Source organism: Pseudonocardia hispaniensis, from assembly GCF_042658695.1.
Taxonomy (GTDB): Bacteria; Actinomycetota; Actinomycetes; order Mycobacteriales; family Pseudonocardiaceae; genus Pseudonocardia; species Pseudonocardia hispaniensis.
This window is the reverse complement of the sequence record NZ_JBHSQW010000044.1, coordinates 527,777-552,365: the sequence shown is the minus strand read 5'-3', so window position 1 is coordinate 552,365 and position 24,589 is coordinate 527,777. Positions and strand designations below refer to the sequence as shown.

Here is a 24,589-nt window from a genome sequence, read left to right as displayed (position 1 = left end):
GCCTCCGTGCGGCCAAAGCTTGTACACCAAATACTAGGATGTAAAACTAAATTGGCCGCCATCGAGCATTCTCCTGCCAGGAGGAAACCCATGACAGCGACGTCCGCGCTGCACGTACCCGCGCATCCGGTCCGGTTCGTCACCGCCGCGAGCCTGTTCGACGGCCACGACGCCGCGATCAACATCATGCGTCGAATCCTGCAGAGCCAGGGCGCCGAGGTGATCCACCTCGGACACAACCGCTCGGTCGACGAGGTCGTCTCCGCCGCCATCCAGGAGGACGTGCAGGGCGTGGCGATCAGCTCCTACCAGGGCGGGCATGTCGAGTACTTCAGCTACCTGGTCGACCTGCTGCGCGAGCGGGGCGCCGGGCACATCAAGGTCTACGGCGGCGGCGGCGGGGTGATCGTCCCCCACGAGATCGAGCTGCTGCACTCCCGCGGCGTGTCCCGCATCTTCTCCCCCGAGGACGGCCAGCGCCTCGGCCTGCCCGGCATGATCAACATCATGATCCGGGAATGCGACGTCGACCTGGCGGCCACCCTTCCGGAGTCCTTCGACGGCCTGTTCACGGGTGAGGCGCGCACCCTGGCCCGCGCCCTCACCCTGGCCGAGAACCGGCGACTGCCCGACGAGGTCCACGCCCGCATCGCGAGCGCGAACAACCAGCGGCACGTGCCCGTGCTCGGCATCACCGGCACCGGTGGCTCGGGTAAGTCGAGCCTGACCGACGAGCTGGTCCGCCGCTTCCGGCTGGACCAGGAGGACAAGCTCCGCATCGCCGTGCTCGCGGTCGACCCGACCCGCCGCCGCGGCGGCGGCGCGCTGCTCGGCGACCGGATCCGGATGAACTCGCTCGTCGGCGAGCAGGTGTACTTCCGCTCGATGGCCACCCGAGGCAGCGACGGGCGGCTGCCCGAGGAGCTCGGTGACACCATCGCGGTGCTCAAGGCCGCCGGGTTCGACCTGGTCATCGTCGAGACCCCGGGTATCGGTCAGGGCGACGCGGGCATCGTTCCCTTCGTCGACCGCTCCCTGTACGTGATGACGCCGGAGTTCGGCGCCGCGTCGCAGCTGGAGAAGATCGACATGCTCGACTTCGCCGACGTCGTCGCGATCAACAAGTTCGAGCGTCGCGGTGCCGAGGACGCCCGCCGCGACGTCGGCCGCCAGCTCGTGCGCAACCGCGAGGCCTTCGGCGCCAAACCCGAGGACATGCCGGTCTTCGGGACCAGCGCCGCCACCTTCAACGACGACGGCGTCACGGCGCTGTACCAGCACCTGATCGAGCTGCTCGGGGAGAACGGGCTGACCGTCGGCGAAGGCAGGCTGCCGCGGGTCGACCGCAAGACCTCCAGCGGCTACGCCTCGGTGATCCCGCCCCAGCGGGTCCGCTACCTCGCCGACATCGCCGAGACGGTGCGCACCTACCACTCCCAGACCGACCGGCTCGTCGATGCCGCGCGCCGCCGTCAGCACCTGCGCACCGCGGCGGCCGCGGTCGCCGAGGCCGGCGGCGAGGTCGGCGCTCTGACCGAGCTGGTCGCGGAGGCCGAGAAGCAGCTCGACCCGGACGCCGCGGCGCTGCTCGACGAGTGGCCCCAGGTCGTCGAGGACTACTCCGGCGACGAGCTGGTCGTGAAGGTCCGCGACAAGGAGCTGCGCACCGCGCTCACCCGGGAGACGCTCGCCGGCAGCAAGGTGCCTCGGGTCTCGCTGCCTCGCTACACCGAGGACGCGGAGCTGCTGCGCTTCCTGCGCAAGGAGAACCTGCCCGGGAAGTTCCCGTTCACCGCGGGGGTGTTCCCCTTCAAGCGGGAGGGCGAGGACCCCGCGCGGATGTTCGCGGGCGAGGGTGACCCGTTCCGCACCAACCGCCGGTTCAAGTACCTGTCCGCGGAGTCCGACGCCAAGCGGCTCTCCACCGCCTTCGACTCGGTGACCCTCTACGGCCGCGACCCCGACACCCGCCCCGACATCTACGGCAAGGTCGGGACGTCCGGTGTCTCCATCGCGACGCTGGACGACATGAAGGCGCTCTACGACGGGTTCGACCTGACCGCACCGACCACCTCGGTGTCCATGACGATCAACGGCCCGGCCCCGACGATCCTCGCCTTCTTCCTCAACACCGCGATCGACCAGCAGATCGATTCGTTCCGGGCGGCCAACGGCCGCGAACCCAGCGAGCAGGAGCGCGCCGACCTCACCGCGTTCGCGCTGGCCAACGTCCGCGGCACGGTCCAGGCCGACATCCTCAAGGAGGATCAGGGCCAGAACACCTGCATCTTCTCCACCGAGTTCAGCCTCCGGATGATGGCCGACATCCAGGAGTGGTTCATCCAGCACCAGGTGCGGAACTTCTACTCGGTGTCCATCTCCGGCTACCACATCGCCGAGGCCGGGGCCAACCCGATCAGCCAGCTCGCGTTCACCCTCGCCAACGGCTTCACGTTCGTGGAGAGCTACCTCGCGCGCGGGATGGACATCAACGACTTCGCCCCGAACCTGTCGTTCTTCTTCTCCAACGGCATGGACGCCGAGTACTCGGTGATCGGGCGGGTCGCACGGCGGATCTGGTCCGTGGCGATGCGCGATCGGTACGGCGCGAACGAGCGGGCGCAGAAGCTGAAGTACCACATCCAGACCAGCGGACGGTCCCTGCACGCGCAGGAGATGAACTTCAACGACATCCGCACGACGCTGCAGGCGCTGTGCGCCCTCTACGACAACGCGAACTCGCTGCACACCAACGCCTACGACGAGGCGATCACCACCCCGACCGAGTCGTCCGTCCGCCGGGCGATGGCCATCCAGTTGATCATCAACCGGGAATGGGGCCTGTCGATGAACGAGAACCCGCTGCAGGGTTCGTTCATCATCGACGAGCTCACCGACCTGGTCGAGGAAGCGGTGCTGCGCGAGTTCGACGCGATCGCCGCGCGTGGCGGCGTGCTGGGGGCGATGGAGACCGGCTACCAGCGCGGCAAGATCCAGGACGAGTCGCTCTACTACGAGCACCGCAAGCACGACGGCACGCTGCCGATCATCGGGGTGAACACCTTCACTCGTCCCGGGGGCGACGACGAGGAGCCCCAGGAGATCGAGCTGGCCCGCGGCACCGAGGAGGAGAAGCAGTCCCAGCTGACCCGGCTCGCCGACTTCCAGGCGCGCCACGCCTCGTCGGCCCCGGCGGCCCTGCGTCGGCTCCAGGACGTGGCCACCGGCGACGGCAACGTGTTCGACGAGCTGATGCGCGCGGCGCGGGTGTGCTCGCTGGGCCAGCTGAGCGAGGCGTTCTTCGAGGTGGGTGGCCAGTACCGGCGCAACATGTAGGCTCTCCGGCTCCGCGGGGGTACGGCACGCCCGTCCGAAGCGTTCGGGCGGGCGTGCCGTTCGCGCGTGTGCGGCGGGGACGGCTGACGGACGACGGCGAGGAGGGCGGGCGTGCGCACGCTGATCGACGACGAGCGACGCGAGGTGCGCGTATCGCGGGACGTGCGCCGGGTGGTGTCGATCGTCCCGTCGCTGACCGAGGCGGTCGCGGCATCCGCGCCGGAGCTCCTGGTGGGGGCGACCGACTGGTGCACCCATCCGGCCGACCTGGACGTCCCGCGGATCCGCGGCACCAAGAACCCCGACGTCGAGACGATCGTCGCGCTCGCGCCCGACCTGGTGCTGGCCAACCAGGAGGAGAACCGGCTGCCCGACCTGGACGCGCTGCGGGCGGCGGGCGTGCCGGTCTACGTCACCGACATCCGCACCCTCGACGGCGAGTACGGCGCGTTCGACTCGCTGGCCCGCATGCTCGCCGCCTGCGGGCTCGACGATCCGGCGTGGCTGACCGCCGCCCGCGACGCGTGGTCGGCGCTGCCCGAAGCCGGGCGGCGGCGCCGGGCGGTGGTGCCGATCTGGCGCAGGCCGTGGATGGCGGTGGGCCGGGACACGTTCACCGGCGCGGTGCTGGCCCGGCTGGGCATCGACAACGTCCTCGCCGACGGCGGCCCCACCGGCGAGCGCTACCCGCGCTTCGATCCGGGCGAGCTGCCGCCGCACGACCTCGTGGTGCTGCCCGACGAGCCGTACCTGTTCACCGCCGACGACGGCCCCGAGGCGTTTCCCGAGGTGCCGGCGAAACTGGTCAGCGGCCGGCTGCTGACCTGGTACGGCCCCAGCCTGCTGGAGGCCGCCCGGGACCTGCCGGCGGTCCTGGCGTGACGGTGCCGAAATGGCCCAGCTGGTGACCGGCCGAGGGCCGATCAGCCCGCGGCGGCCCGCACCTCACGGCGGACCCGGATGGCGGCCATGATCACCAGCACGCCGAAGACGACCGCGAACACCCCGACCATCCAGAGCAGCGCAAGCAGCCCGGCCCCGGGCAGTGCCAGCAGCAGCACACCGAACAGGACCCCGATGATCCCGCTGGTCAGCAGCCAGCCCCAGACGTCGGAGCCCCGTTTGCGGGCCGCGAACGCCTCGACGACCTGCGCGATCCCGTGCACGATGCTCCAGAAGGCGATGATCAGCAGGATCGCCAGCGCCGTCACCCCGGGCCACAGCAGCGCGATCACACCGGCGGCGAGCGACACGACGCCCTGCACGACCTGCCATCCCCAGTGCTGCTCGACCGTGCGGTGGCGCACCCCCAGCACGATCGCGGTGATCCCGTCCACGACCGCGTAGGCCCCGAACACGATGACCAGCGCGAGCAGCGCCGTGCCCGGCGCGAACAGCGCGAACAGCCCGAAGGCGACCGCCAGCACCCCACGCAGCAGGATCAGCCACCACAGGGTGGTCAGCGCGCCCCGCGCCTGCGAACTCGTGATGTCCATCCGACTTCCCCCCACTCGTCGCAGTGAGTTTCCGACGACCCTAACGATCGCGGGCGACATGTGAACGGGTCCTCGGTCCCGATCGTTCGGTGCGAGTGGCCTCGGCGTGCGTGATCGGCGGCGAACCGGGCAGCCCGGTCGGGGCCGGACCCCTGGCGTTCATCGGCAGGCCGCGGGACAGTGAAAGCTGCCATCGAAGGCCGTGTTCCGTGGAGGGATCCCCATGGCCGCTCCCACAGCTCAGCAATGGCACCTGCAGGGCGAGTGGTTCGACGCCTGCAAATGCTCGATCCCCTGTCCGTGCTCGTGGGCGCAGCCGCCCACCCACGGCGACTGCGACGGTGTGCTGCTCTGGCACATCCGCGAGGGCAGCTACGGCGAGACCAGGCTCGACGGGCTGAACGTCGCCATGCTCGCCTCCTTCGTCGGCAACGTCTGGGCCGAGCACAGCGACGCCTATGCGGCGGTCTTCCTCGACGAGCGGGCCGACGAGCAGCAGCGCGAGGCCCTGCAAGCGATCTTCGGCGGCCAGGCCGGCGGCTGGCCCGCGTCGTTCGGCGAGCTGTTCGGCGCCGAGATCCGGGGCATGGAGTACGTGCCGATCCATGCTGCCATCGCCGAGGACCTCGCCACGTGGAGCATCGAGATCCCGGGCAAGGCGGCCGCCACCGTCGAGGCGCTCACCGGGCCGACCACGCCGGAGGGCACGCGGGTGCAGGTGCACAACCTGCCGGGCGCCGAGGTCGGGCCGGGCCAGGTGGCCACCTGGGGCCGGGCGACGACGGACCGCGCGGATGCCTTCGGCTTCCACTGGGAGCGCAGCGGCAACTCCAGCAAGCACATGCCCTTCGATTGGAGCGGACCGGACGGGCTATGACCTCGCGTGTGGCCGCTGCCCGCGGCGGCTCGGGCGTCCCGGCCCTGCGGCACTGGTCGCGCGGCGAGTTCGCGCTCGCCGCGCTGCTGCTTGCGCTGGCGGCGACGGCCTGGCTGCTCACCCACCGTCTCGCCATGCCGGACATGCGCGTCGGGGTCCTCACCGGGGCCGACCCCATGGCCGGGACGATGATGACGCCGGGGTGGGCCGCGACCGGGCTGTTCCTGGGCACCTGGTTCGTGATGATGGCCGCGATGATGCTGCCCGCGATCGCGCCGTTCACGGTCGGCATGACCCGGCTCATGCGGGCCGGCGGATCGGGCTGGCCGGGCACCCTCGCGCTCACGACCGGCTACTTCGTGGTGTGGACCGGGGTCGGCGTACTCGCCTACGCCGCGGTGCAGGGCCTCGACGCGATCGCCCGCACGTCGCCCGACCAGGCCGCGCGCGCGGGTGCGGCGGTCCTGCTGGTCGCGGGGCTCTACCAGTTCACCCCGCTCAAGCGGGTGTGCCTGCGGCATTGCCGCTCCCCCGCGCTGCTCGTGCTGCAGCACGGCCAGCAGGCGGTGCGCAGCCGGTTCGGCGCCTTGCGGGCCGGGCTCGGCCACGGCGGCTGGTGCCTCGGGTGCTGCTGGGCGCTGATGGCGGTGCTGCTGGCGGCGGGTGCGATGAGCCTGGTCTGGATGGGGGTGATCGCGGCGGTGGTCGCGGTGGAGAAGGTGCACCGGCACGGTGAGACGATCAGCCGGGTGTTCGGTGGCCTGCTCGCCGTCCTCGCCGTCATCGTGCTGGTCCAGCCGGGGGTCGTGGGCGTACTGGGCTGACTCCCGCCCCTGCGATGATGGGGCGATGCGGCGCAGCGCGGGGATCCTGCTGCACCGGCCCGGCGGCGACGGCGGGCCGGAGGTTCTGCTCGGACACATGGGCGGCCCGTTCTGGGCACGCAAGGACGACCACGCCTGGTCCATCCCGAAGGGTGAGTACCCACCGGACGAGGACCCGCGGGAGGCCGCGGCGCGCGAGTTCGCCGAGGAGCTCGGCTCACCGCCCCCGGATGGCCCCCTGGTGGACCTGGGCAGCGTCCGCGGCTCGGGCAAGGTGATCACCGCGTTCGCGCTGCGCGGCGACCTGGACGCCGAGCGGATCGTCAGCAACGTCTTCGAGATGGAGTGGCCGCCGCGGTCGGGCCGGTGTCAACGCTTTCCGGAGGTCGACCGGGCCGCCTGGTTCGACCTGTCCACGGCCCGCGTGAAGATCGTCAAGGGGCAGGCGGTGTTCCTCGACCGGCTGGCGGCCGCCCTCGGCTGAACGTGCCGAGCCCGGTGCCCGCCGTCGCCCGCCCGGCCGACCGCGTTCCGTCCTGGCCCGCATAGGCTGCGCGAATGCCCGAGCAGGAGCGCGACCTGGACTACTGGTCCTTCGTCGACGTCGCGATCAGCCGCACGACCCGGGCGCTGCCCGCCGTCGACGCGCGCGCCATGCGCCTGGTGCTCAGCCTGCATCGCGCGGCGAACGCGATCGTCTACGACCTGGAGTCCACGGTGCACCGGCCGCGGGGCTGGTCATGGCCGGGGTTCCGGGTGCTCTTCGTCGTGTGGCTGACCGCTCCGGTGGAGGCCAAACGGGTCGCACAGCTGTCCGGGATGAGCCGTGCGGCGGTCTCTGCGCTGGTCAACACCCTGGAACGGGCCGGCCTGGTCTCCCGGCGGCAGGCCAGCCACGACCGGCGTGCGGTCGAGCTCAGCCTCACCGCCGAGGGCGAACGGGTCTTCGCCACCGCGTTCGTCGAGCACAACAGCCGCGAACGGGACTGGGCGGGCGCGCTGGACGAGCAGGAGCTCACCACCCTGACCGCCCTGCTGGAGAAGCTCATGGCCAGCCCCGTTGCGGCGGCCGCCAACCGGCGGCGTTGAGCCGCCCCGGCCTCAGGTCCGGTCGGCGGCGATCAACCATGCCGCCGAGTCGTACTGCACGCCCTGTTCGGTGTGGTGCGCCGCGAGGCTGGTGCGCAGGGCGTCGAGTGCCCGGGCCCGGCCGCCGTCGTCGAGCCCCTGCAGCATCCAGCCCAGCAGCCCGAGGATGAACCCGAAGGCGTCCTCGACATCCGAGCCGAAGCGCATCGGCTCGGTCACGCCGGTGAACCGCGGCTCGCCGAACCCCGTGCCGGTCAGCAGGTCGTGCACCCGCTCGGGCTCGCTCAGCGAGAACGGTCCCGGGGCGTCGGGCGCCGGTGGCGGCAGGTCGCGCCCGGCGGCCAGCGCGGTGCTCAAGGCGATGATCCACTCATTGCGCGGCGCGGGCTGCCAGGCCAGCAGGACCAGCCGCCCACCCGGCCGAACCCCGCGGGCGATGTTCGTGAACGCCGCCACCGGATCGCCGAAGAACATCGCCCCGGTCCGGCTGAGCGCGAGGTCGAAGAAGCGCGGCGGGAACGGATGCACCTGCGCATCGGCCTGTTCGAACGCGGCGTTGACCACTCCCTCGCGTTCGGCGCATCGCCGTGCCACGGCGATCATCCGGGACGACAGGTCCACGCCCAACGCGGAGCCCGATCCGGCCCGGCGGGCGGCGTCGCGGGTCGTCTGCCCGGCACCGCAGCCGATGTCGAGCACGCGCGCCGTCGAGGCGATCGCGGCGGCCTCCATGAGGTGCCGATGGTGGCGGGCGATCGCGGCGTCGAAGCGCGCGGCGTGCTCGGCCCAGTAGCGGCCCTCGTCGCCGTCCCAGGCGCGCATCTGCTCGACGTTCGACTCGGCGATCGGTATGGGGCAGGTCATCGCGCCACCGCCTGTATAGTCCCAATGGGATCGCCCATTAGATACTCCAAAGGAGAGTAGAATGTCAAGCGGTTCACGCCCGCGGCTCACCACCACCTCGTACGCGATCCTGTGCCTGCTGGCGGTGCAGCCGTGGAGCAGCTACGAGCTGACCCGGCAGATGGACCGCAGCCTGGGACGCATCTGGCCGCGGGCGCAGAGCAAGCTGTACGAGGAGCCGAAAAAGCTGGTCGAGCACGGTCTCGCCGAGGCCACCACGGAACACGTCGGCCGCCGGTCGCGCACCGTCTACAGCATCACGCCCGACGGCCGCGCGGCGCTCGCCGCCTGGCTGCGCGACCCCGGCGAGGGCCCGGTGCTCGAGTGGGAACAACTGGTCAAGGTCTCCTTCGCCGACTTCGGCACCAAGGCCGACGCGCTGGCGACGCTGGCCGCCACCCGGGCCTGGGCGGTCGAGCGCAACGTCGAGAACCTCGCGGCGGGGCGCGCCTACCTCGCCGGCGAAGGCCCGTTCCAGCGCCGGGCGGCACAGAACTTCCTGGCCGGGGCGTTCCTCACCGACTTCTACGCCCTGGTGGCCCGCTGGGCCGAATGGGCCGGCGAGCAGGTCTCGCAGTGGCCGGACGACCCGAGCCGGGCCGAACCCGATCGGGCCGCCATGGAGGAGGTCGTGCGGCGCGCCATCTGGTGAGCGCGCGGGCCTTGCCCCCGTGGTCGCGTCACAGCTCGGACAGCGGTACGCCCGGGTCGGCGAGCCGGTCCGGATCGACCGGTGAGCCCGAGCGGACCAGCCGCTGGATGTCGTCGGTGACGTCCCAGACGTTCACGTTCATTCCGGCCAGCACCCGGCCGCCGGAGAGCCAGAACGCGACGAACTCCCGACCGGCGAGGTCGCCGCGCACGACGACCCGGTCGTAGCCGCCGGGCTGGACGTATCCGGAGTACTCCATCCCGAGGTCGTACTGATCGGAGTAGAAGTACGGAACCCGGTCGAAGATCACCTCCTGGCCGAGCATCGACCGGGCGGCGGCGGGGCCGCCGTTGAGCGCGTTGGCCCAGTGCTCGACCCGGATCCGCCTGCCCAGCAGCGGGTGGTACGCATTGGCGACGTCGCCCGCGGCAAAGATGTCCGGATCGCTGGTCCGCAGCGACTCGTCGACCACCACCCCGTTGTCCACCGCGAGGCCGGCGGCCTGCGCCAGTTCGACCGCCGGGGTGATGCCGACACCGACGACGACCGCGTCGGCGGGAACCGAGGTGTCGTCGTCGAGCAGCACCGAGGCGACCCGCCCGCCACTCCCGGTGATCTCCCGGATCCCGGTTCCCAGCCGCAGGTCGACCCCGTGCGCGGCGTGCAGATCGGCGAAGACCTGGGCCATCTCGTCGCCGAGTACCCGCCGCAGCGGCAGCGAGTCCAGCTCGACCAGGGTGACCGCGGCACCGCGCTCGCGGGCCGCCGCCGCGACCTCCAGCCCGATCCAGCCGCCGCCGATCACGGCGATCCGGGCCCCCTCGGTGAGCACCTCGCGCAGCGCGTCGGACTCCTCGATCCGGCGCAGGTAGTACACGCCCTGTGACTCGACCCCGGGGACCTCGAGGCGGCGGATCACCGACCCCGTGCTGAGCAGCAGCCTGGTGTAGCCCAGGCGCTCACCATCGGCCAGGGTGAGGGTGTGCGCGGCGGGATCGAGCTTCTCCACCCGCACCCCGGTGCGCAGTTCGATGCGCTGCTCGTCGTACCAGGCGCGCTCGTGCACGAACGCCTTCCCACGCTCCTGGCTGCCCAGCAGATAGCCCTTGGACAGCGGCGGTCGCTCGTACGGCGGCTCGGGTTCCTCCCCGATGAGCACCACGCGCCCCGTGAAGCCCTCGGCCCGCAGGGTCTCGGCCGCCTTCGCCCCCGCCAGGCTCGCGCCGACGATCACGAAGGTCGGCTCATCATGCGAGATCGGTTCGGTCATCGGTCCCACCTTCCTGTCTCGTGCTCGAATGGATCACCCGACGAGCAACAGCCGATGCCGCGCCCCAAGCCGTCGATGCCCTGCGGCGGAGGAACCCTGCGTCGCCGTCCAGGCTAGGAGGAGATGCCGGTCAGGGCGAAGAACTCGTGCCGTGAGCGAGCGTCGGTGCGCAACGCGCCGTGCACCGCGGAGGTGATCGTCCGGGAGCCGTTGGCGCGGACCCCGCGCAGCGACATGCACATGTGCTCGGCCTCGATCACCACGCCGACGCCGCGTGGCGCGAGATGCTCCTGCAGCCAGTCGGCGACCTGCTTGGTGAGCCGCTCCTGCACCTGGAGGTCGTGCGCGAACAGCTCGACCACCCGGGCCAGCTTGGACAACCCGAGGATTCGGTTGCCGGGCAGATAGCCCACGTGGGCCACGCCGCAGAACGGCAGCAGGTGATGCTCGCACAGCGACTGCACCGGAAGGTGGGTGGCGACGACCAGCTCGTCGTACCCCTCGTCATTGGGGAACGTGGTCAGGTCGAACTGCCGGGGCGTCAGCAGCTCGACGAACGAGCTCGCGACCCGACGCGGCGTGTCCGCCAGATGGACCGACTCGGGGTCCTTGCCCAGCGCCCGGAGCAGGTCGGCGACGGCCTGTTCGGCGGCGGCCACGTCCACCGCGCGATCGCTGACCACCCGCAGCCGGGGAGCCGGGGCTGCGGCGCGGGAGGACGGTGGCTGACGTGGGGAAGCGGTCACGTCGGCAGCCATGAGCCCTCCTTCTAAAGACAATATCTATCGTTATTAGAACGACACTTCGGCCCGCTGTCAAGATCTGTTCCCGGGACGTGCGGGGGCGGGCTCCAGCCGCACGCAACAGCGGTCCGCACGGGGGGCCAGCCGCGCCGTCCACCCCGGGTGGTCGAGTCCGTCGAGGAGTCCCTGCAGCAGGCACAGGTTCATCCCGCACACGAGCTCCGGATGCTCCTTCGCCAGGACATGGAACGGGCAGTTGACCAGCGCGACACCTCCACCCTCGGCGCGAGGCTCGAACCCGTGCTCCGCCAGCACCCGCAACGCCGCCTCGCGGCCGTCCAGACCCGATCCGGCGGGACATGCGCTGCGCGCCAGCGCCGTGCCCAGCCGGTGCGCGCGCCTGCCGAGCACCAGCCGTGGCGACGCGCCGGAGCTCTCCACCTCGACGAGCGCCCCGGCCAGCAGGTTGCCGGCCAGGTCGTAGCGGCGCTCGGGCAGCGAGACCACGACCTGGCAGGACGACCGGCGATAGAGCTTCGCCGGCCGGCCGGCACCCGGGCCGGTCCGCCCGGTACGGCGCTCGTAGACGACCTCGAGCAGACCCTCCTCCACGAGCCGGTCCAGGTGGAACGCCGCGGTCGTGCGAGGCAGCCCGATGGCCGCGGCCGCCTCGTCACGGCTCACCGACCCGGGCTGGCTGACCACATGCTCGTAGAGCCGGTGGCGGGTCGGTTCAGCGAGCGCGGCGACCGCCGCGATCTGGGTGTGCCGGCCGTCGTCGTCCATACCGCCATCGTATAAGCAACATTTGTTGACGAAACGAGTCCGGCGGCGCCGGCGTCACAGCTGCCCGGACTCACGGGCCGCGTGCACCGCCGCGGTCCTGTTGTGCACGTTGAGCTTGCGCATCGCGGCCCGCAGATAGGCCTTGATGGTCTGGGGGCTCAGGCCCAGATCCTGGGCGATCTCGAGGTTGCTCGCGCCGACCGCCACGAGCCGCAGGGCATCCAGTTCCCGCGGCGCCAACCGGATCGACGACGAAGCCGCGGCGCGGCCCGGGTCGCGTTCGCCCAGCCTCCGGCAGACGCGTTCGAGGCGGGCGCGCAGCACCGGATCGTCCGTCGAGCGGATGATCATCCCCAGCTCGTCGAGGGCCGCCCGTACCCCCGGCGGCGACTCGGTCGGTCGCGACACCGCGGGCCGTTCCCTCCCGAGCAGCCCCTCGATGTCCTTCCCGAGCCGGGACGCCACCGCATTCGCGCGACGCAGCGCGACGTCGCCGATCGACATGTCCGCGCGGACGGCCCCGTAGACCACGCCGCCGATCGAGCCGTGCACGGTGATCGGGACGGCGAGTACCGAGGTGAGCCGTTCCGGGGCGACATGCCGGTCGTAGTCGTGCGTGATCGCGCGGCTGCTGGTGTAGTCGTTGACCAGGCAGGGCACACCACGCGTGAGCGCCGTGCCGCCAAGACCCCGGCCGGCCGATACCGACACCCCGTGCAGCGATGTGGTGCGGTTACCCCGCAATTGCGTGATGAGCAGATGTCTGCCGAGCTTTCCGTCGCGCGTCGCGCCGCCGAACACGATCGGGAGCCCGGTGCTCTGCTGCAGGACGGCGAGCCGCTGCCGGAGCATATTCTCGATCATGTCGCGCCCCGGGTCGGTATCGACCACGCCCGCTCCCTTCTCCGACCACACCGCCGCGTTCGGGCCATTGTCCGATTCACGCGGATAACGACCGTACGCACCGTTGGTTGCCGACTCGGCACGAACCCCCGCTACCCACTTTTGCGTGTAGTGCCGTCCGCTGCCGTGCGGCATCGTCACGTCGCCCCGCAGGGCGACGCCGCGAGCCAAAGGGCCGCGGTCTTCACGATCGAGGAGGACATGGATGTCCACCCATGAGGCGTCGCCGCCATCGGAGGTTCCGATGCGGCGGGTCGCCATTGCGAGTTGTGTCGGCACAACGATCGAGTTCTACGACTTCTTCATCTACGGAACGGCGGCCGCGCTCGTCTTCCCGAAGGTCTTCTTCCCGGCCCTGGGCTCGACCGCGGGCACCGTGGCCTCGTTCGCGACGTTCGCGGTCGCGTTCTTCGCCCGACCCGTCGGGGCAGTGGTGTTCGGCCATTTCGGCGACCGGATCGGCCGCAAGCGCACCCTGATCTCGACGCTGCTGCTGATGGGCCTGGCCACGATGCTCATCGGGCTGCTCCCGGGCGCCGCGACGATCGGGGTGGCCGCCCCGATCATCCTGGTCATCCTGCGGTTCGCCCAGGGCTTCGCCGTGGGTGGTGAATGGGCCGGGGCCACCCTGCTCACGGCGGAGTACGCGCCGAAGGCCAAACGCGGCTTGTACGCGGTCTTCCCGCAGCTCGGCCCGGCCTTCGCATTCGCCCTGTCCAGCGCGACCTTCCTCGTCACGGGCCTGACCCTGGGCGACACCGACCAGGTGTTCCTGGACTACGGCTGGCGGGTGCCGTTCCTGCTCAGCGTCCTGCTGGTCGGGGTGGGCCTCTACGTTCGGGTGACGATCGAGGAGACGCCGGTGTTCCGGCAGGACCAGCAGCGGCGGGCGGCGCAGGGCGGGCCCGGGCGTACTCCCTTCCTCGACGCGATCCGCCACCAGCCCAAGGAGGTGCTGCTGTCGGCCGGGTCGTTGACGATGCTGTTCGCGTTCTTCTACATGGGGACGGCCTATCTGACCAGCTACGGCACCAAGCCCGACGGGGCCGGGCTGAGCCGTCCGGTCGTGCTGACGCTGGGCATCGCGGCGGCCGTGGTCTTCGGGCTGGTGATCGTCGCGGCCGGCATCTGGTCGGATCGCATCGGGCGCCGCGGCGTCATCATGACCTCCTGCGCCCTCGGCGTGGTCTGGGCTCTGGTGCTGTTTCCGCTGCTCGACACCCGTTCCGCCGTCGCGTTCGGCATCGGCCTCACCGTCACCCTCGCGATTTTCGCCATCTCCTACGGGCCGGCCGGGGCGTTCCTGCCGGAGCTGTTCGAGACCCGCTACCGCTACACGGGCGCCGGGATGGGATACAACCTCGCGGGCGTGCTCGGTGGCGCGATCCCGCCGCTCGTCGCACCGCAGCTCGCCGCGTCGTTCGGCAGCATCGGGATCGGCGTCATGCTCGCCGGGCTGGCGGTGCTGAGCTTCTTCTGCACCCGCGCGCTGGCGGAGACGAAGGACCGCCGGATGCAGGACGTCGAGCCCGCCGGGGCGGCGGCCGCCTGACCCCGGCCTGGCGTTCCACCGGACGGGAGTCCGCGGCCCGTGGCACTGCTCGCGCTGTCGGCAGAACACAGCGAGGAGCAGACAGCCACGGGCCGCGCTCGTTCAGCAGCACCGTGGGACCCCGTCCGGTCGAGATCGAAGCGCCTGCCTGTCCCCGGGCCGGGGAGCTCCCGAGGTCGTGGCACCCCACGGCACGCCGTGACGCGCCGTCTCACCAGCGGCCATAACTCCAACCGGCGATGGGAACGAGCCCGCAGAAGCGCATTCTGTTGAACGCATTCGACATGACATGCGTCAGCCACCAGGCCTCGGGCAAGCCGCGTTGAAAGATGCCGCTACGTCCTGGCTCGCCGGTTCTCCACCCTGGACCACCTGACCAAGGGCCGGGTGGCCTTGTCGTCTCCTCCTATCCGAACAGTGCCGCGGTCAACGCACGACAACCAATACGACATAACGGACGAGTACATGGAGGTGCTGTACAAACTCTGGGTGTCGAGGACAGCACGCTTTCGTCGCCGTTCGAGGACTTCTCCGCCAAATCCTGAAGGTGTAACCCCTGCGGTGGTCCCGCGCTCAGGCTGGAGCCGACCAGGAGCGAACCAGCGCGGCCGTTTCCTTGCGCAGCAACGAGTAGGCATGCCGGTGTGCGTGCTCGAGGGACGGCGCATGATCGGCGAGCGCCCGCGCGCCGGAGATCCCGGCCGCGACCAACGCCTCCCGGTCCAGCCGGACTCGGCCCGCGACGGCGAGCACCGGGGTGTGCCGAGCCGCGGCGAGCCTGGCGACGCCGGCCGGGACCTTGCCGGCCAAGCTCTGCGCATCGAGCGACCCCTCGCCGGTGACGACGAGATCGGCGCGGGCCACCGCAGGGCCCAGTCCGGCGAGCTCGGCCACCAGGTCGAACCCGGACACCAGCGAGGCGCTGAACCCGGCCAGTGCTCCGGCCGCAAGGCCACCGCCCGCGCCCGCGCCCGGGATCTCGGCGATCCGTCCGGCACCGGCCGCCACCAGCGCCCTCGACCAGGCATGCAGCGCCCGGTCGAGGACGGCGACGTCTCGGTCATGGGCGCCCTTCTGCGGGGCGAACACCGCGGCGGCACCGCTCGGACCGACCAGCGGATTGGTGACATCGGTGGCGACCCGCACCCGGACGCCCGCGCAGCGGCGCCGGACCGGCGTGAGGTCGACGGCGCGCACCGTCGTCAGCGCCTGTCCGCCGAGCCCGACCCGACGGCCGGCCGCATCGGCCACCACACAGCCGAGCGCCTGCAACATCCCCGCTCCGCCATCGGTGCTGGCAGTGCCGCCGACGGTGAGCACGATGTCGCTGATGCCCTGGTCCAGGGAGTGAGCGAGGAGCTCGCCCACTCCCCAGGTATGCGCCGCGAGCGCCGACCACGGCGTCGGCTCCAGGTAGCCGAGCCCGCAGGCCTGCGCGGACTCGACATAGGCGACCCCGTCGCACACGGCGTAGCAGGCATCGACCGGATCGGTGACCGGCCCGGCCACCCGCACCTCGACGGGTTTCCCGCCACCCGCGATCAGGACATCGAGCGTCCCCTCGCCGCCGTCCGCCATCGGGATCTCGACGACCTCGGCGTCCGGCATCACCGCGCGCACACCCTCACCCATCGCGGCGGCGGCCTGCACCGCGGTCAGGCTTCCCTTGAACTTGTCCGGCGCGACAACGACCCTCATCGACTCGTCACCCCCCGTCAACGGGACCATCCGCGAGGCTACCGCCCGAACGGTGAGCTGCGGGGTGGGCACCGCGATCAGCAGCGCCTCCGGCGGCAGCTCCAGCCGGCAGAGCGTGGCGTGGCTGGTCGATCGTGAACCCGTCACGCATGCCGGAAGGCTCCCTGTCGACACGCGCCACCGGCGCAGGCAGCGCGGACCCCGAGATCGAGCACCGCAGGCCTCAGATACCCAAGGCCCGTCGCACCAGCGCGGCATTACGCCGCGATACCGGGACCACCTCGTTCCCACGGGTATCCAGGACCAGGAACAGCTCACCCTTGAATCCCCGTTCGACCTCTCGAACGTGGTTCAGGTTGACCAGAAACCGGCGATGAACGCGCAGGAACCCGCTGGTCGAGAACTCCCCCTCCAGCTTGTCCAGACTGTGGCCGGAGGACTGCAACCTGCCCCGGTCGGTGCTCAGCCAGATGTCGTTGCCGTCCGCCTCGGCGAAGCGCACCTCGCCGGGACGCAGTAGCACCAACCGGTCGCCCCGGGTGCCGACGATCCGGCGCGGAGAGGCGCCGTAACGCTCCGCGTCACCGACCGAGCTGAGGGGTTCACCCTCGTCCTTCCCGAAAAAGACCAGCGATCCGATCACCCGCCGGGAGGAGAAGACCGGGCGGACGGTCACCGCGATCGGCTCGTTGGACAGCTGCGTGTCGATCTGCGAGTAACCGATCCATGACGGGTCGCGCCGCCCGTTCTCCGAAGCCAGGCGCGCGAGTCGGGACAGCCCGACCTCCCACCGCGTCGCCGGGTCGACGGCGGGGTGACAGGCCGGGACATCGAGGTACAGGCTCGCCTGGTCGTCGGCGAGCACGACCTTGCCGGCCCGGTCGAGCGCCACCATCCCCCCACCTGGGGGCAGATGGGCCTGCCCGAAGGCCCCGACCAGTTCGAGGCCCGCCTGACGGGCCGTCCGGCGGAGGGCCTCCTTCGCGGTGGCGACGCCGTCGGACAGCCACCGCGTCACCGCGTGCGGCAGGCTCGTGCGCCAGCGCGAGATCGTCAGGATGGCCGCGGGTTCGCCGGTGACGACATCCCGGACCGCGATACCCCCGCAGACCCAGTTCTGGAATCCCTGACACCAGTGTTCGGCGCCGCGGATCAGCACCGGCCCGGCGGATTCGACCGCGGTGCCGATTCCGTTCGTCCCGCTCGCTCCCTCGGCCCAGGACGACATCGGCGCGAGATTGTTGTCCCGCGCCCGGCGCAATGCCGACCGGTCACCCCATGCCGCGAGGATCCGGCCCGCGCCGTCGGCGACCGACACGACGCAGTCGAGGTTCTCCACCTCCCGCTGAATGGATACCGCGCTTCCGCCGAGCTCGGCGAACACCACGTCGTAGAGCGAGGCGTGTTCACTCGGAATGGGAGCGGCCGGCGCCTCACCGAGGCTCGGGTCAACCCGGTACTCCTCGCGACACCGGAACCAGGAGCGCACGACATCGGCGGGGACACCGGTCACCTGGTCCTCACCGGCGACGAAACGCTCCCATTCCCGGGCGATCTGGTCGCCGTAGTCGAGCGTGTCCTCGAGGGCCCCGCTGTCGATGCTCACGAGGACATCCCCAGCGGGAGATCGAAATCGTGCCCGAGCCGCTTCGACTTGGCGGTGAGATACGCGACGTTGTGTTCGGTGACGGCGGTCCGTAACGCCACCCGGGAGACCACCTCGACGCCGTAGCCGGCGAGACCACCGTACTTGTGCGGGTTGTTGGTCATCAGCACGACGCGCCGCACCCCGAGGTCGGCCAGCATCTGGGCGCCCACCCCGTACTCGCGGCTGTCGACGGGCAGCCCGAGCTCCAGGTTGGCGTCGACGGTGTCCCGCCCGCGCTGTTGGAGTTCGTAGGCACGCAGCTTGTGACCGAGGCCGATCCCCCGGCCCTCCTGCCCGCGAAGGTAGATCACCACGCCACGGCCGATCACCGAGATCCGCTGCATCGCGGCCTGCAGCTGCGGTCCGCAGTCGCAGCGCAGCGACGCCATCACGTCACCGGTGAGGCATTCGCTGTGCACCCGGACCAGGACGTCGCGGCCGTCCGCGACGGCTCCGAAGACCAGCGCGAGGTGCTCGGCGTCGTCCACCGTGGAGCGATAGGCGACCGCGTGGCAGACACCGTACTCGGTGGCGATGTCCGCCTCACCGGTCCGCTCGACCAGATGCGAGGTGATCCTGCGATGCCGCACCAGCGACTCCGTGCTGATCAAGGGCAGGTCGTGCGCCTTGACGAAACGCTCGATGTCCGGACGCCGCATCATTCCGCGCCGGTCCGGCGTGACCAGCTCGCAGAGCAGCCCGGCGGGGCTCAGACCGGCCATCCGGCACAGGTCGACCGCCGCCTCGGTATGGCCCGCGCGCTTGAGCACACCGCCCCGGCGGGCCCGCAGGGGAAGGACGTGCCCCGGCCGGACGAACTCCTGCGGCCCGATATCCACGTCGGCCAGCGCCCGGATCGTGGCCGCCCGGTCGTGCGCGCTGATCCCCGTGGTCGTCCCCCGTGCATAGTCGACGCTGGTGAGGAACGCCGTCCGCTGGACCTCCGTGTTGTCCTCGGCGATCGGGCTGAGCTCGAGTTGCTGGGCGCGTTCCCCGGTGATGGCGGTGCAGAGAAACCCCGACGTGTGTTCCAGGAAGAAGGCGACGTCATCGGTGGTGGCGTGCTGGGCCGCCATGATCAGGTCGCCCTCGTTCTCACGGTCCTCGTCGTCGGTGACCACGACGATGCCGCCGTCGCGCAGATGCTGGACTGCGTCTCCGATGCTTGTCATCGTTGGCCGCCTTCCTTGCCGCAGTATGGGATTCGGTGAGTCGCCGCGGGTGACGGCGGCCACGCCCCGGTCGTTTCGGCTTCCGTCGCGTGGTGACCAGCGAGCCCGCACGACCGCCGATACCCTTCCCACACAGGGCGCTCGATGTGTCGACCAGGCGTCGACGACTGCGGGCAAGATTGCCAGTGAGCCGTTGGAGCCGGTAGCGACACACTGCCGATGAGCTCATAAACCATCGCTATGGCAGACGTGGCCCGTTCCCCCACAACCGCGACCGGGCCGGGCGCGGCAGCGCTCGGCCCGGTCGGGGTCCTGGGCTGGTACGGGCAGGTGCTCAGGCCGATGCGGCCGACATCCGGTGCGTGCCGGCCTGGACCACCTCGTCGCTCGCGGCGTCCTCGGACACGCCGGCGCGGCCGGCCAGCAGCAGTGCGAGCACGATCGTCACCGCCGTGGCGACGATGAACGCCCACACCGGAATCGTCGTCCAGCCGCCGACCATGTTCATGAAGGCCTGCGCACTCACCGTCCAGATGGACTGGATCACGGCCACCCATCCGGTGAACGTGGCGAGTCGCGTCCTTCCCTGCGCGAGCAGCAGCCAGAACAGACCCCACAGAAAAGCCCAGTTCAGCCAGATGATGCCCTCCCGGGGCGCATCGAACCGCAGGAAGTTCACCAGCCCGAAACCGACCGCGGCGAAGACGACCCAGAGGCAGTACCAACCCACCCCGGTCGGGGTATGACCGGTCAGCGAGTTGATCCCCACCCACAGGAACGTCAGCGCGAACAACCACATCGGTGCCACCGCAAGCACGGTGTCGAACGCCGCGGCGTCGCTCCCGCTGACCTGGGTCAGCAGGTAGAACGGCGTCACCGTGCCCAGCACGCCGGTGAATATGTTGTAAATGGCGGCACCGTTGCCCTGGACATACCCCAGAACGGCCAGGCCATTGATGAGCAGGGTACCACCGATCATGAGCAGAACAGCGTATCCCATAGGTTCACCCGAGTTTCCACACTACCGTTTTCGGCAGGCATCGACGAATATGAGCACGACACCGTCCGAATCTTCGGTGTCGCACGACAATGACGCGTCAGCGCTCCGGGACGGTGACGACGACTCGCTGCACCGCGTTGCATTCGAAGCCGCCGAGGTTCCACTCCGGGTGCAGCGGTTGCCGGTTGCCGTCCGCGTCGGTGGCCCGGCAGCAGAGCTGGTGGCGACCCGCCTGCGCCTGCCACCCGTAGCTCCAGCCCACCCAGGCGTACGGGTCCCGCTGCGCCTCGAGAACGGCATCCGCCCAGGTCATCCCGTTGTCGGTGCTGACCTCGACCCGCTCGACCGGGGCGAAGCCCGACCAGGCCCGGCCCTGCAGCGTCGTCGGCCCGGCCGCCACCGTGCGCTCCCGGGTGTAGAAGTCCGGAATCCCGGGCGGGATCATCAGCGCACGCGGGCGGATCCGGCTCACCGGGATGCCCGGCTCGTCGGCATGCCGCCGGATCCGGTAGGCGTGGGACTGCTGATAACCCTGAAACGGCTCGTCCACCACCGTGATGCGCGACAACCATTTCACGTTGCCCATGCCGTACCAGCCGGGCACGACCAGCCGCAGCGGGAATCCGTGCTGCGGCGGCAACGGCTGGCCGTTGAGCTCGTAGACCAGCATGACCTCCTCACGCAGCGCGTTCGCGACCGAGAGGCTTCGCTCGTACCGCTGCTCGACCCCGTTCTCGGTTCCCGAGTCGGCGCCGGTGAAGACGACCTCCACTGCGTCGTCGGACAGGCCGACCTCCTCGAGCAGCCCGCGCAGCGGGGTACCCGTCCACTCCCCCGTTCCGACGGCCTCGACCCCCCAGGGCTGGCTCAGCGGGCGCGGGGACATCGCGATCCGGCCGTTGCCCGCGCATTCCATGGTGACCCGCTGGGTCACCCGGGGCCGGGACATGATGTCCTCCAACGTCAGCCGCGCCGGCCCGGTGACCAGGCCACCGACCTCCAGCGTCCAGGCGGCCGGATCGAGCGCGGGCACGTCGTAGTGGGTGAGCAGGTAGTGCATTCCGATGGGGGTGACGGGGTACCGCAACGCCTCCAGCAGGATCCCGTGGTTGCGGGTCGCCAGTCCTACCTCCTCCCGTGTCAGGTTGGCCATCGACACGGTGCCCTTCGGCGTCGACTCCGCGGTCGTCATCCCGCTCTCCTTCGCGCCCGGCTGTGGTGCCGGATGGTGCCCCGGCCCTGCAACGGATCAGCGACCGACGGTCTGCCGGGCCAGCCGTTCCCTCTCGTCCTCGTCGTCATAGGAGCTCGGCGTGTCCATGCCGACGCCGCCGTTTCCCCGCGGGAACGCCGCGACGAGCTCCTGATGTTTGTGGGGCAGCCGCAGGTACATCTCCTGCGCCTGCTCCGGCGGGAGCACATCGATGGTGCTGCGGTCGCCCTGGCGCTGCACGAAATAGTTCGAGTTCAACGCGCGGAACAGGAACGTCCCCTTCCCGTCGTCCGCCAGCAGGAACGACAGCGCGGTCCGATACCGCTCACCGTCGATGACAATGTTCAGGTTCTCCGGCCTCATGTGTCCTCCTCGATGTTGCGGACCAGTGATGTGACGAGCGCAGCGGGACATCCCGAGTACTTCGGCGTGGCCCGGTGTCTCACGTCTCGGCCAGGGTCTTCCTGGTGATCGTCGGCCGGTCGGCTCCCACGACCGTGCGCGGGACCCGACGGGCGAACTCGACGACCGCATCCACCAGCTGCGCCAGCCGGTCGATGATCCCGGGGTCCGCAAGCCGGCCCGCCGCGAAATGGTCGTTGTTGAGATAGACCGCTCCCGGGATCGGATGCCCGTAGAAGAACCCGATGAGCGGTTTGAGTTGATGCTCGACGGCGAGGAAATGGTGGTCCGATCCACCACTGGCGATGAGGCCCACGGGCTTTCCCTGCAACGCGTCGTTCGGCAGCACGTCGACCAGGTTCTTGAGGATCCCGGTGTACGAGCCGCGATACATCGGCGTGGCGATGATCAGAGCATCCGCCGCCACCACCGTGTCGATCACGACGCGGGTGTCGCCCTCGTACCGGTCGGGATCGCGCCCGTCGCAGAAGGCCATGTCGAGATCCCGGAGGTTGATGACGTCGGTCGCGACATCGTCGTACCTCCACCGGACGTGCGCCACCGCCGCCGTCAGCGCAAGCAGCGTCTTCGAGTCCGCGGAAGGACTCGCCGAGACTCCGAGCAGCTTCATCTTCTCCATCCCGTCATTGGGCGAGAGCGGTGGCCGCCGCCGCGAAGCGGGGAGAGCCGAGGGAAACCTACCCCGGCGCCCCGCCGGCGGCGCCCGCCATTCCGCGACGGCTCAGACGCCGCTGACCGCGAAGGTCTTACGGCCCTTCTTCATCGCCTGTTCACGCTCCCGGACGAGCGGAATGACCTTCTTGCCGAAGTTCTCCAGTTCCCACTCGTAGTGCAGGAAGCCGCAGAGCACGACGTTGATGCCCAGTTCCTTGAGCTCGATGATCCGGTCGGCGACCTGCTCCGGAGTGCCGATCAGCCCGGTCTTGAAGCCGTCGTTGTACTGCACGAGGTCCTCGAACGAGGAGTTCGCCCACATACCCTGCTTGTCACTGGTGGACTGGCCCGCGTTCTTCACCGCCTCGCCGAAGCCCTTGACCGCCTCGACGTCCGCGTTGGCGATGATCGCCCGGAGCGTCTCGACGGCCTCTTCCTCGGTGTCCCGAACGATCGCGAACCCGTTCGCCCCGAAGCGGATCTCGCTCTCATCGCGGCCCGAGGCGCGGGCCGCCATCCGGGTGTCGTTGATGATGCCGGTGAATCCCTCGTTGGTGTTGCCGTTCATGAACAGCACGTCCGAGACCCGGCCCGCCATCCTCCGGGCGGCCGTGGAGTTCCCGCCCTGGAACACCAGCGGCTGGTGCACCGGTTTGGGCAGCATCGGCGCGCCGTCGATCGTGTAGAAGTCACCGTAGAACGTGAACTCGTCCTCGTTCCACATGCCCTTCATGATGCGAATGAACTCCTCGGAGCGGCGGTACCGCTCGCTGTGGTCGAGCCACGGCTCGCCGTATCCGGTGAACTCACCCTTGAACCAGCCGCTCACGATGTTGATCGAGGTCCGGCCGTTGCTGATGACGTCGAGCGTCGCCTGCACCTTGGCGACGACACCCGGATGCCACAGCCCGGGATGGCAGGCGGTGATCAGTTCGAGCGTCGAGGTCTTCGCCAGGATGTAGGAGCTCATGACGAACGCCTCGTGCTGATGATCGGCGCCGTAGCTGGCGAACCAGCGGGTCTGCGCCAGCGCGGTCGCGAAGCCGTTCGCCTCGGCGATCTGCGCGTAGCGCACGTTGGACTCGTGGTCCCATTCCGTCTGCATCGGCAGCGTCGTGATCACCAGGCCGCCGGACACGTTCGGGACCCAGTAGGCGAACTGAATCTCGTCCGCCGACCTCTCGAACCACGCGGAGCGCGGCAGCTTGCTCTTGGGAAGGGGCGGGTAGCTCGGGGGCATCGGGTCGTCCTCCTTCGGGCGCCGGTGGCGCCATCGCGGTATCGGTATGGGTCGAGCCGTCGTACCGGTGTGGCGTCCTCGGACATCCGCCTCACCGGCCGCGGCGGATAGTCGGCACCGTCGCGTTGGCCGCTCGTTCAGGTCCAGACCTTCTTCGGCGTGCCGATCCCCTTCTCACGTAGATAGTCGATGGCTCGTTGCACGTCTCCGTTGTTCGCTTCGAGCGCTTTACGGCAGTCCAGGGCGCCGGCCCTGGTCTCCTTGCGAACGGCCCTGATCTGCTCACCGGTGAGCTCGACCGCCTGTCCGTTCGGACCGCCACTGCCCTCCACCGTTACCTCCGATTCGTTACTCGATCGGGAATTCCCCGCTGCCTTCCGCTGCACCTCGACCGCGTTCTCGAACTCGTCGCCGAGCCGATGGAAATGGCCTTGGTAGAAGACCAGTGGGGCCCGCTCGCGGTCGATCCCCATATCCATGACCCGGCCTATGGTGATGTAGTGGTCACCGGCGTCGATCACCTGCCGGATCTCGCATTCCAGATAGGCGATCGTCTCGTCCAGGATCGGGCAGCCCCGTGCGGAACGAGTGAATGTCAGATCAGCGAACCGGTCCGTTCCCTTGCGCGCGAACCGGCGGCACAGCTGGTCCTGGCCGTGCGCGAGAATGTTCACGGCGAAGTGACCGGCCTCGCGAATCACCGGCCAGGTGTCGGAACGTCTGTCCGGACAGAACAGCAGCAGCGGGGGGTCCAGCGAGACCGAGGTCAGGGAGTTCACGGCCAGCCCATGCGGCTCATCACGCAGGGTGGCCGTCACGATCGCCGCTCCGGTCGCGTAGCGGCCCATCACCTCGCGAAAGGTCGATGGAGACGGGATGGGTTCGTAGTCTGAACTGGCCGGAACACTCATCGAGGGCACCTCCACCACCTCGCCCGTCCGTGCGCAGTGCTGATGCGCGACCGCCGGCGGAAACACGGTGCGGATCGACGTCCCGCGAACGGCTGGTGTCGACGATGTACGCCGGAGTGTGAGCTGGGCAACAGGCTGCTGGCGAGCGGTGGGAATGCCAGAGCGGGCGGTTGTCCGGCGGAGGTGAACGGTGGCCGCT

Annotated in this window: 23 protein-coding genes; 8 read left to right on the top strand and 15 right to left on the bottom strand. The window is 70.1% G+C overall.

The window, feature by feature from the left end:
* Positions 1–90 precede the first annotated feature (90 nt).
* Positions 91–3,336 (top strand): fused isobutyryl-CoA mutase/GTPase IcmF, encoded by a 3,246-nt coding sequence (gene icmF / locus ACFQE5_RS22935; RefSeq protein WP_379587986.1) that lies wholly within the window; start codon positions 91–93, stop codon positions 3,334–3,336.
* Between the two features lie 111 nt (positions 3,337–3,447).
* The gene (locus tag ACFQE5_RS22930) at positions 3,448–4,218 is read left to right on the top strand and encodes a helical backbone metal receptor (RefSeq protein WP_379587984.1); all 771 of its coding nucleotides are present in this window, start codon (positions 3,448–3,450) and stop codon (positions 4,216–4,218) included.
* 41 nt (positions 4,219–4,259) lie between these two features.
* Here the strand turns inward: ACFQE5_RS22930 and ACFQE5_RS22925 are convergent, their stop codons facing one another.
* Complete coding sequence (locus ACFQE5_RS22925; protein WP_379587982.1) at positions 4,260–4,832, bottom strand: HdeD family acid-resistance protein; 573 nt, start codon at positions 4,830–4,832, stop codon at positions 4,260–4,262.
* Between the two features lie 223 nt (positions 4,833–5,055).
* On the opposite strand from ACFQE5_RS22925, the gene ACFQE5_RS22920 reads away from it, so the two are divergent.
* From ACFQE5_RS22920 to ACFQE5_RS22905, 4 genes are all read left to right on the top strand, one after another.
* Positions 5,056–5,709 (top strand): DUF1326 domain-containing protein, encoded by a 654-nt coding sequence (locus ACFQE5_RS22920; RefSeq protein ID WP_379587980.1) that lies wholly within the window; start codon positions 5,056–5,058, stop codon positions 5,707–5,709.
* Positions 5,706–6,533 (top strand): DUF2182 domain-containing protein, encoded by an 828-nt coding sequence (locus ACFQE5_RS22915; protein WP_379587979.1) that lies wholly within the window; start codon positions 5,706–5,708, stop codon positions 6,531–6,533. The genes ACFQE5_RS22920 and ACFQE5_RS22915 overlap by 4 nt, the downstream gene beginning before the upstream one ends.
* 25 nt (positions 6,534–6,558) lie before the next feature.
* Positions 6,559–7,017 (top strand): NUDIX domain-containing protein, encoded by a 459-nt coding sequence (locus ACFQE5_RS22910; protein ID WP_379587977.1) that lies wholly within the window; start codon positions 6,559–6,561, stop codon positions 7,015–7,017.
* Between the two features lie 74 nt (positions 7,018–7,091).
* Complete coding sequence (locus ACFQE5_RS22905) at positions 7,092–7,622, top strand: MarR family winged helix-turn-helix transcriptional regulator (protein WP_379587975.1); 531 nt, start codon at positions 7,092–7,094, stop codon at positions 7,620–7,622.
* Positions 7,623–7,634: 12 nt separating this feature from the next.
* Here the strand turns inward: ACFQE5_RS22905 and ACFQE5_RS22900 are convergent, their stop codons facing one another.
* A complete protein-coding gene (locus ACFQE5_RS22900) occupies positions 7,635–8,486 on the bottom strand; it encodes a class I SAM-dependent methyltransferase (protein ID WP_379587974.1) in 852 nt (283 codons plus the stop codon).
* 61 nt (positions 8,487–8,547) lie between these two features.
* On the opposite strand from ACFQE5_RS22900, the gene ACFQE5_RS22895 reads away from it, so the two are divergent.
* A complete protein-coding gene (locus ACFQE5_RS22895) occupies positions 8,548–9,177 on the top strand; it encodes a PadR family transcriptional regulator (RefSeq protein WP_379587972.1) in 630 nt (209 codons plus the stop codon).
* Between the two features lie 28 nt (positions 9,178–9,205).
* On the opposite strand, the gene ACFQE5_RS22890 is transcribed toward ACFQE5_RS22895, so the two are convergent.
* From ACFQE5_RS22890 to ACFQE5_RS22875, 4 genes are all read right to left on the bottom strand, one after another.
* A complete protein-coding gene (locus tag ACFQE5_RS22890; RefSeq protein WP_379587970.1) occupies positions 9,206–10,447 on the bottom strand; it encodes an NAD(P)/FAD-dependent oxidoreductase in 1,242 nt (413 codons plus the stop codon).
* 113 nt (positions 10,448–10,560) lie between these two features.
* Positions 10,561–11,205, bottom strand: a complete 645-nt coding sequence (gene folE / locus ACFQE5_RS22885) for a GTP cyclohydrolase I FolE (RefSeq protein WP_379587969.1) — start codon at positions 11,203–11,205, stop codon at positions 10,561–10,563.
* A gap of 57 nt (positions 11,206–11,262) precedes the next feature.
* Positions 11,263–11,976, bottom strand: coding sequence for a helix-turn-helix transcriptional regulator (locus ACFQE5_RS22880; protein ID WP_379587968.1), 714 nt, complete (start codon positions 11,974–11,976; stop codon positions 11,263–11,265).
* A 54-nt stretch (positions 11,977–12,030) separates the two neighbouring features.
* Complete coding sequence (locus ACFQE5_RS22875; protein ID WP_379587966.1) at positions 12,031–12,867, bottom strand: LuxR C-terminal-related transcriptional regulator; 837 nt, start codon at positions 12,865–12,867, stop codon at positions 12,031–12,033.
* 217 nt (positions 12,868–13,084) lie between these two features.
* Here ACFQE5_RS22875 and ACFQE5_RS22870 point away from each other — a divergent pair, with 217 nt between their 5' ends.
* The gene (locus tag ACFQE5_RS22870; protein ID WP_379587964.1) at positions 13,085–14,431 is read left to right on the top strand and encodes an MFS transporter; all 1,347 of its coding nucleotides are present in this window, start codon (positions 13,085–13,087) and stop codon (positions 14,429–14,431) included.
* A gap of 573 nt (positions 14,432–15,004) precedes the next feature.
* Here ACFQE5_RS22870 and ACFQE5_RS22865 read toward each other — a convergent pair.
* The 9 genes from ACFQE5_RS22865 to ACFQE5_RS22825 all read right to left on the bottom strand — a co-directional run bounded on the left by ACFQE5_RS22865 (position 15,005) and on the right by ACFQE5_RS22825 (position 24,390).
* Positions 15,005–16,129 carry a glycerate kinase gene (locus ACFQE5_RS22865; RefSeq protein ID WP_379588084.1) on the bottom strand — a complete coding sequence of 375 codons (1,125 nt, stop codon included), beginning with the start codon at positions 16,127–16,129 and terminating at the stop codon, positions 15,005–15,007.
* A gap of 223 nt (positions 16,130–16,352) precedes the next feature.
* Positions 16,353–17,735, bottom strand: a complete 1,383-nt coding sequence (locus ACFQE5_RS22860; RefSeq protein WP_379587963.1) for a DNA-binding protein — start codon at positions 17,733–17,735, stop codon at positions 16,353–16,355.
* Positions 17,732–18,949: a bifunctional 3,4-dihydroxy-2-butanone-4-phosphate synthase/GTP cyclohydrolase II gene (locus ACFQE5_RS22855; protein ID WP_379587962.1), complete on the bottom strand. Its 1,218-nt coding sequence runs from the start codon at positions 18,947–18,949 to the stop codon at positions 17,732–17,734. The genes ACFQE5_RS22860 and ACFQE5_RS22855 overlap by 4 nt, the downstream gene beginning before the upstream one ends.
* A gap of 334 nt (positions 18,950–19,283) precedes the next feature.
* Complete coding sequence (locus ACFQE5_RS22850; protein WP_379587960.1) at positions 19,284–19,949, bottom strand: AmiS/UreI family transporter; 666 nt, start codon at positions 19,947–19,949, stop codon at positions 19,284–19,286.
* Positions 19,950–20,046: 97 nt separating this feature from the next.
* On the bottom strand, positions 20,047–21,141 hold the full coding sequence (locus tag ACFQE5_RS22845) for a sulfite oxidase (RefSeq protein ID WP_379587959.1): 1,095 nt from the start codon (positions 21,139–21,141) through the stop codon (positions 20,047–20,049).
* A 57-nt stretch (positions 21,142–21,198) separates the two neighbouring features.
* Complete coding sequence (locus tag ACFQE5_RS22840) at positions 21,199–21,525, bottom strand: hypothetical protein (RefSeq protein WP_379587957.1); 327 nt, start codon at positions 21,523–21,525, stop codon at positions 21,199–21,201.
* A 79-nt stretch (positions 21,526–21,604) separates the two neighbouring features.
* A complete protein-coding gene (locus ACFQE5_RS22835) occupies positions 21,605–22,204 on the bottom strand; it encodes an NADPH-dependent FMN reductase (RefSeq protein WP_379587955.1) in 600 nt (199 codons plus the stop codon).
* Positions 22,205–22,306: 102 nt separating this feature from the next.
* Complete coding sequence (sfnG, locus tag ACFQE5_RS22830) at positions 22,307–23,479, bottom strand: dimethylsulfone monooxygenase SfnG (protein ID WP_379587953.1); 1,173 nt, start codon at positions 23,477–23,479, stop codon at positions 22,307–22,309.
* Between the two features lie 137 nt (positions 23,480–23,616).
* Complete coding sequence (locus ACFQE5_RS22825; RefSeq protein ID WP_379587951.1) at positions 23,617–24,390, bottom strand: flavin reductase family protein; 774 nt, start codon at positions 24,388–24,390, stop codon at positions 23,617–23,619.
* Between the last annotated feature and the right edge of the window lie 199 nt (positions 24,391–24,589).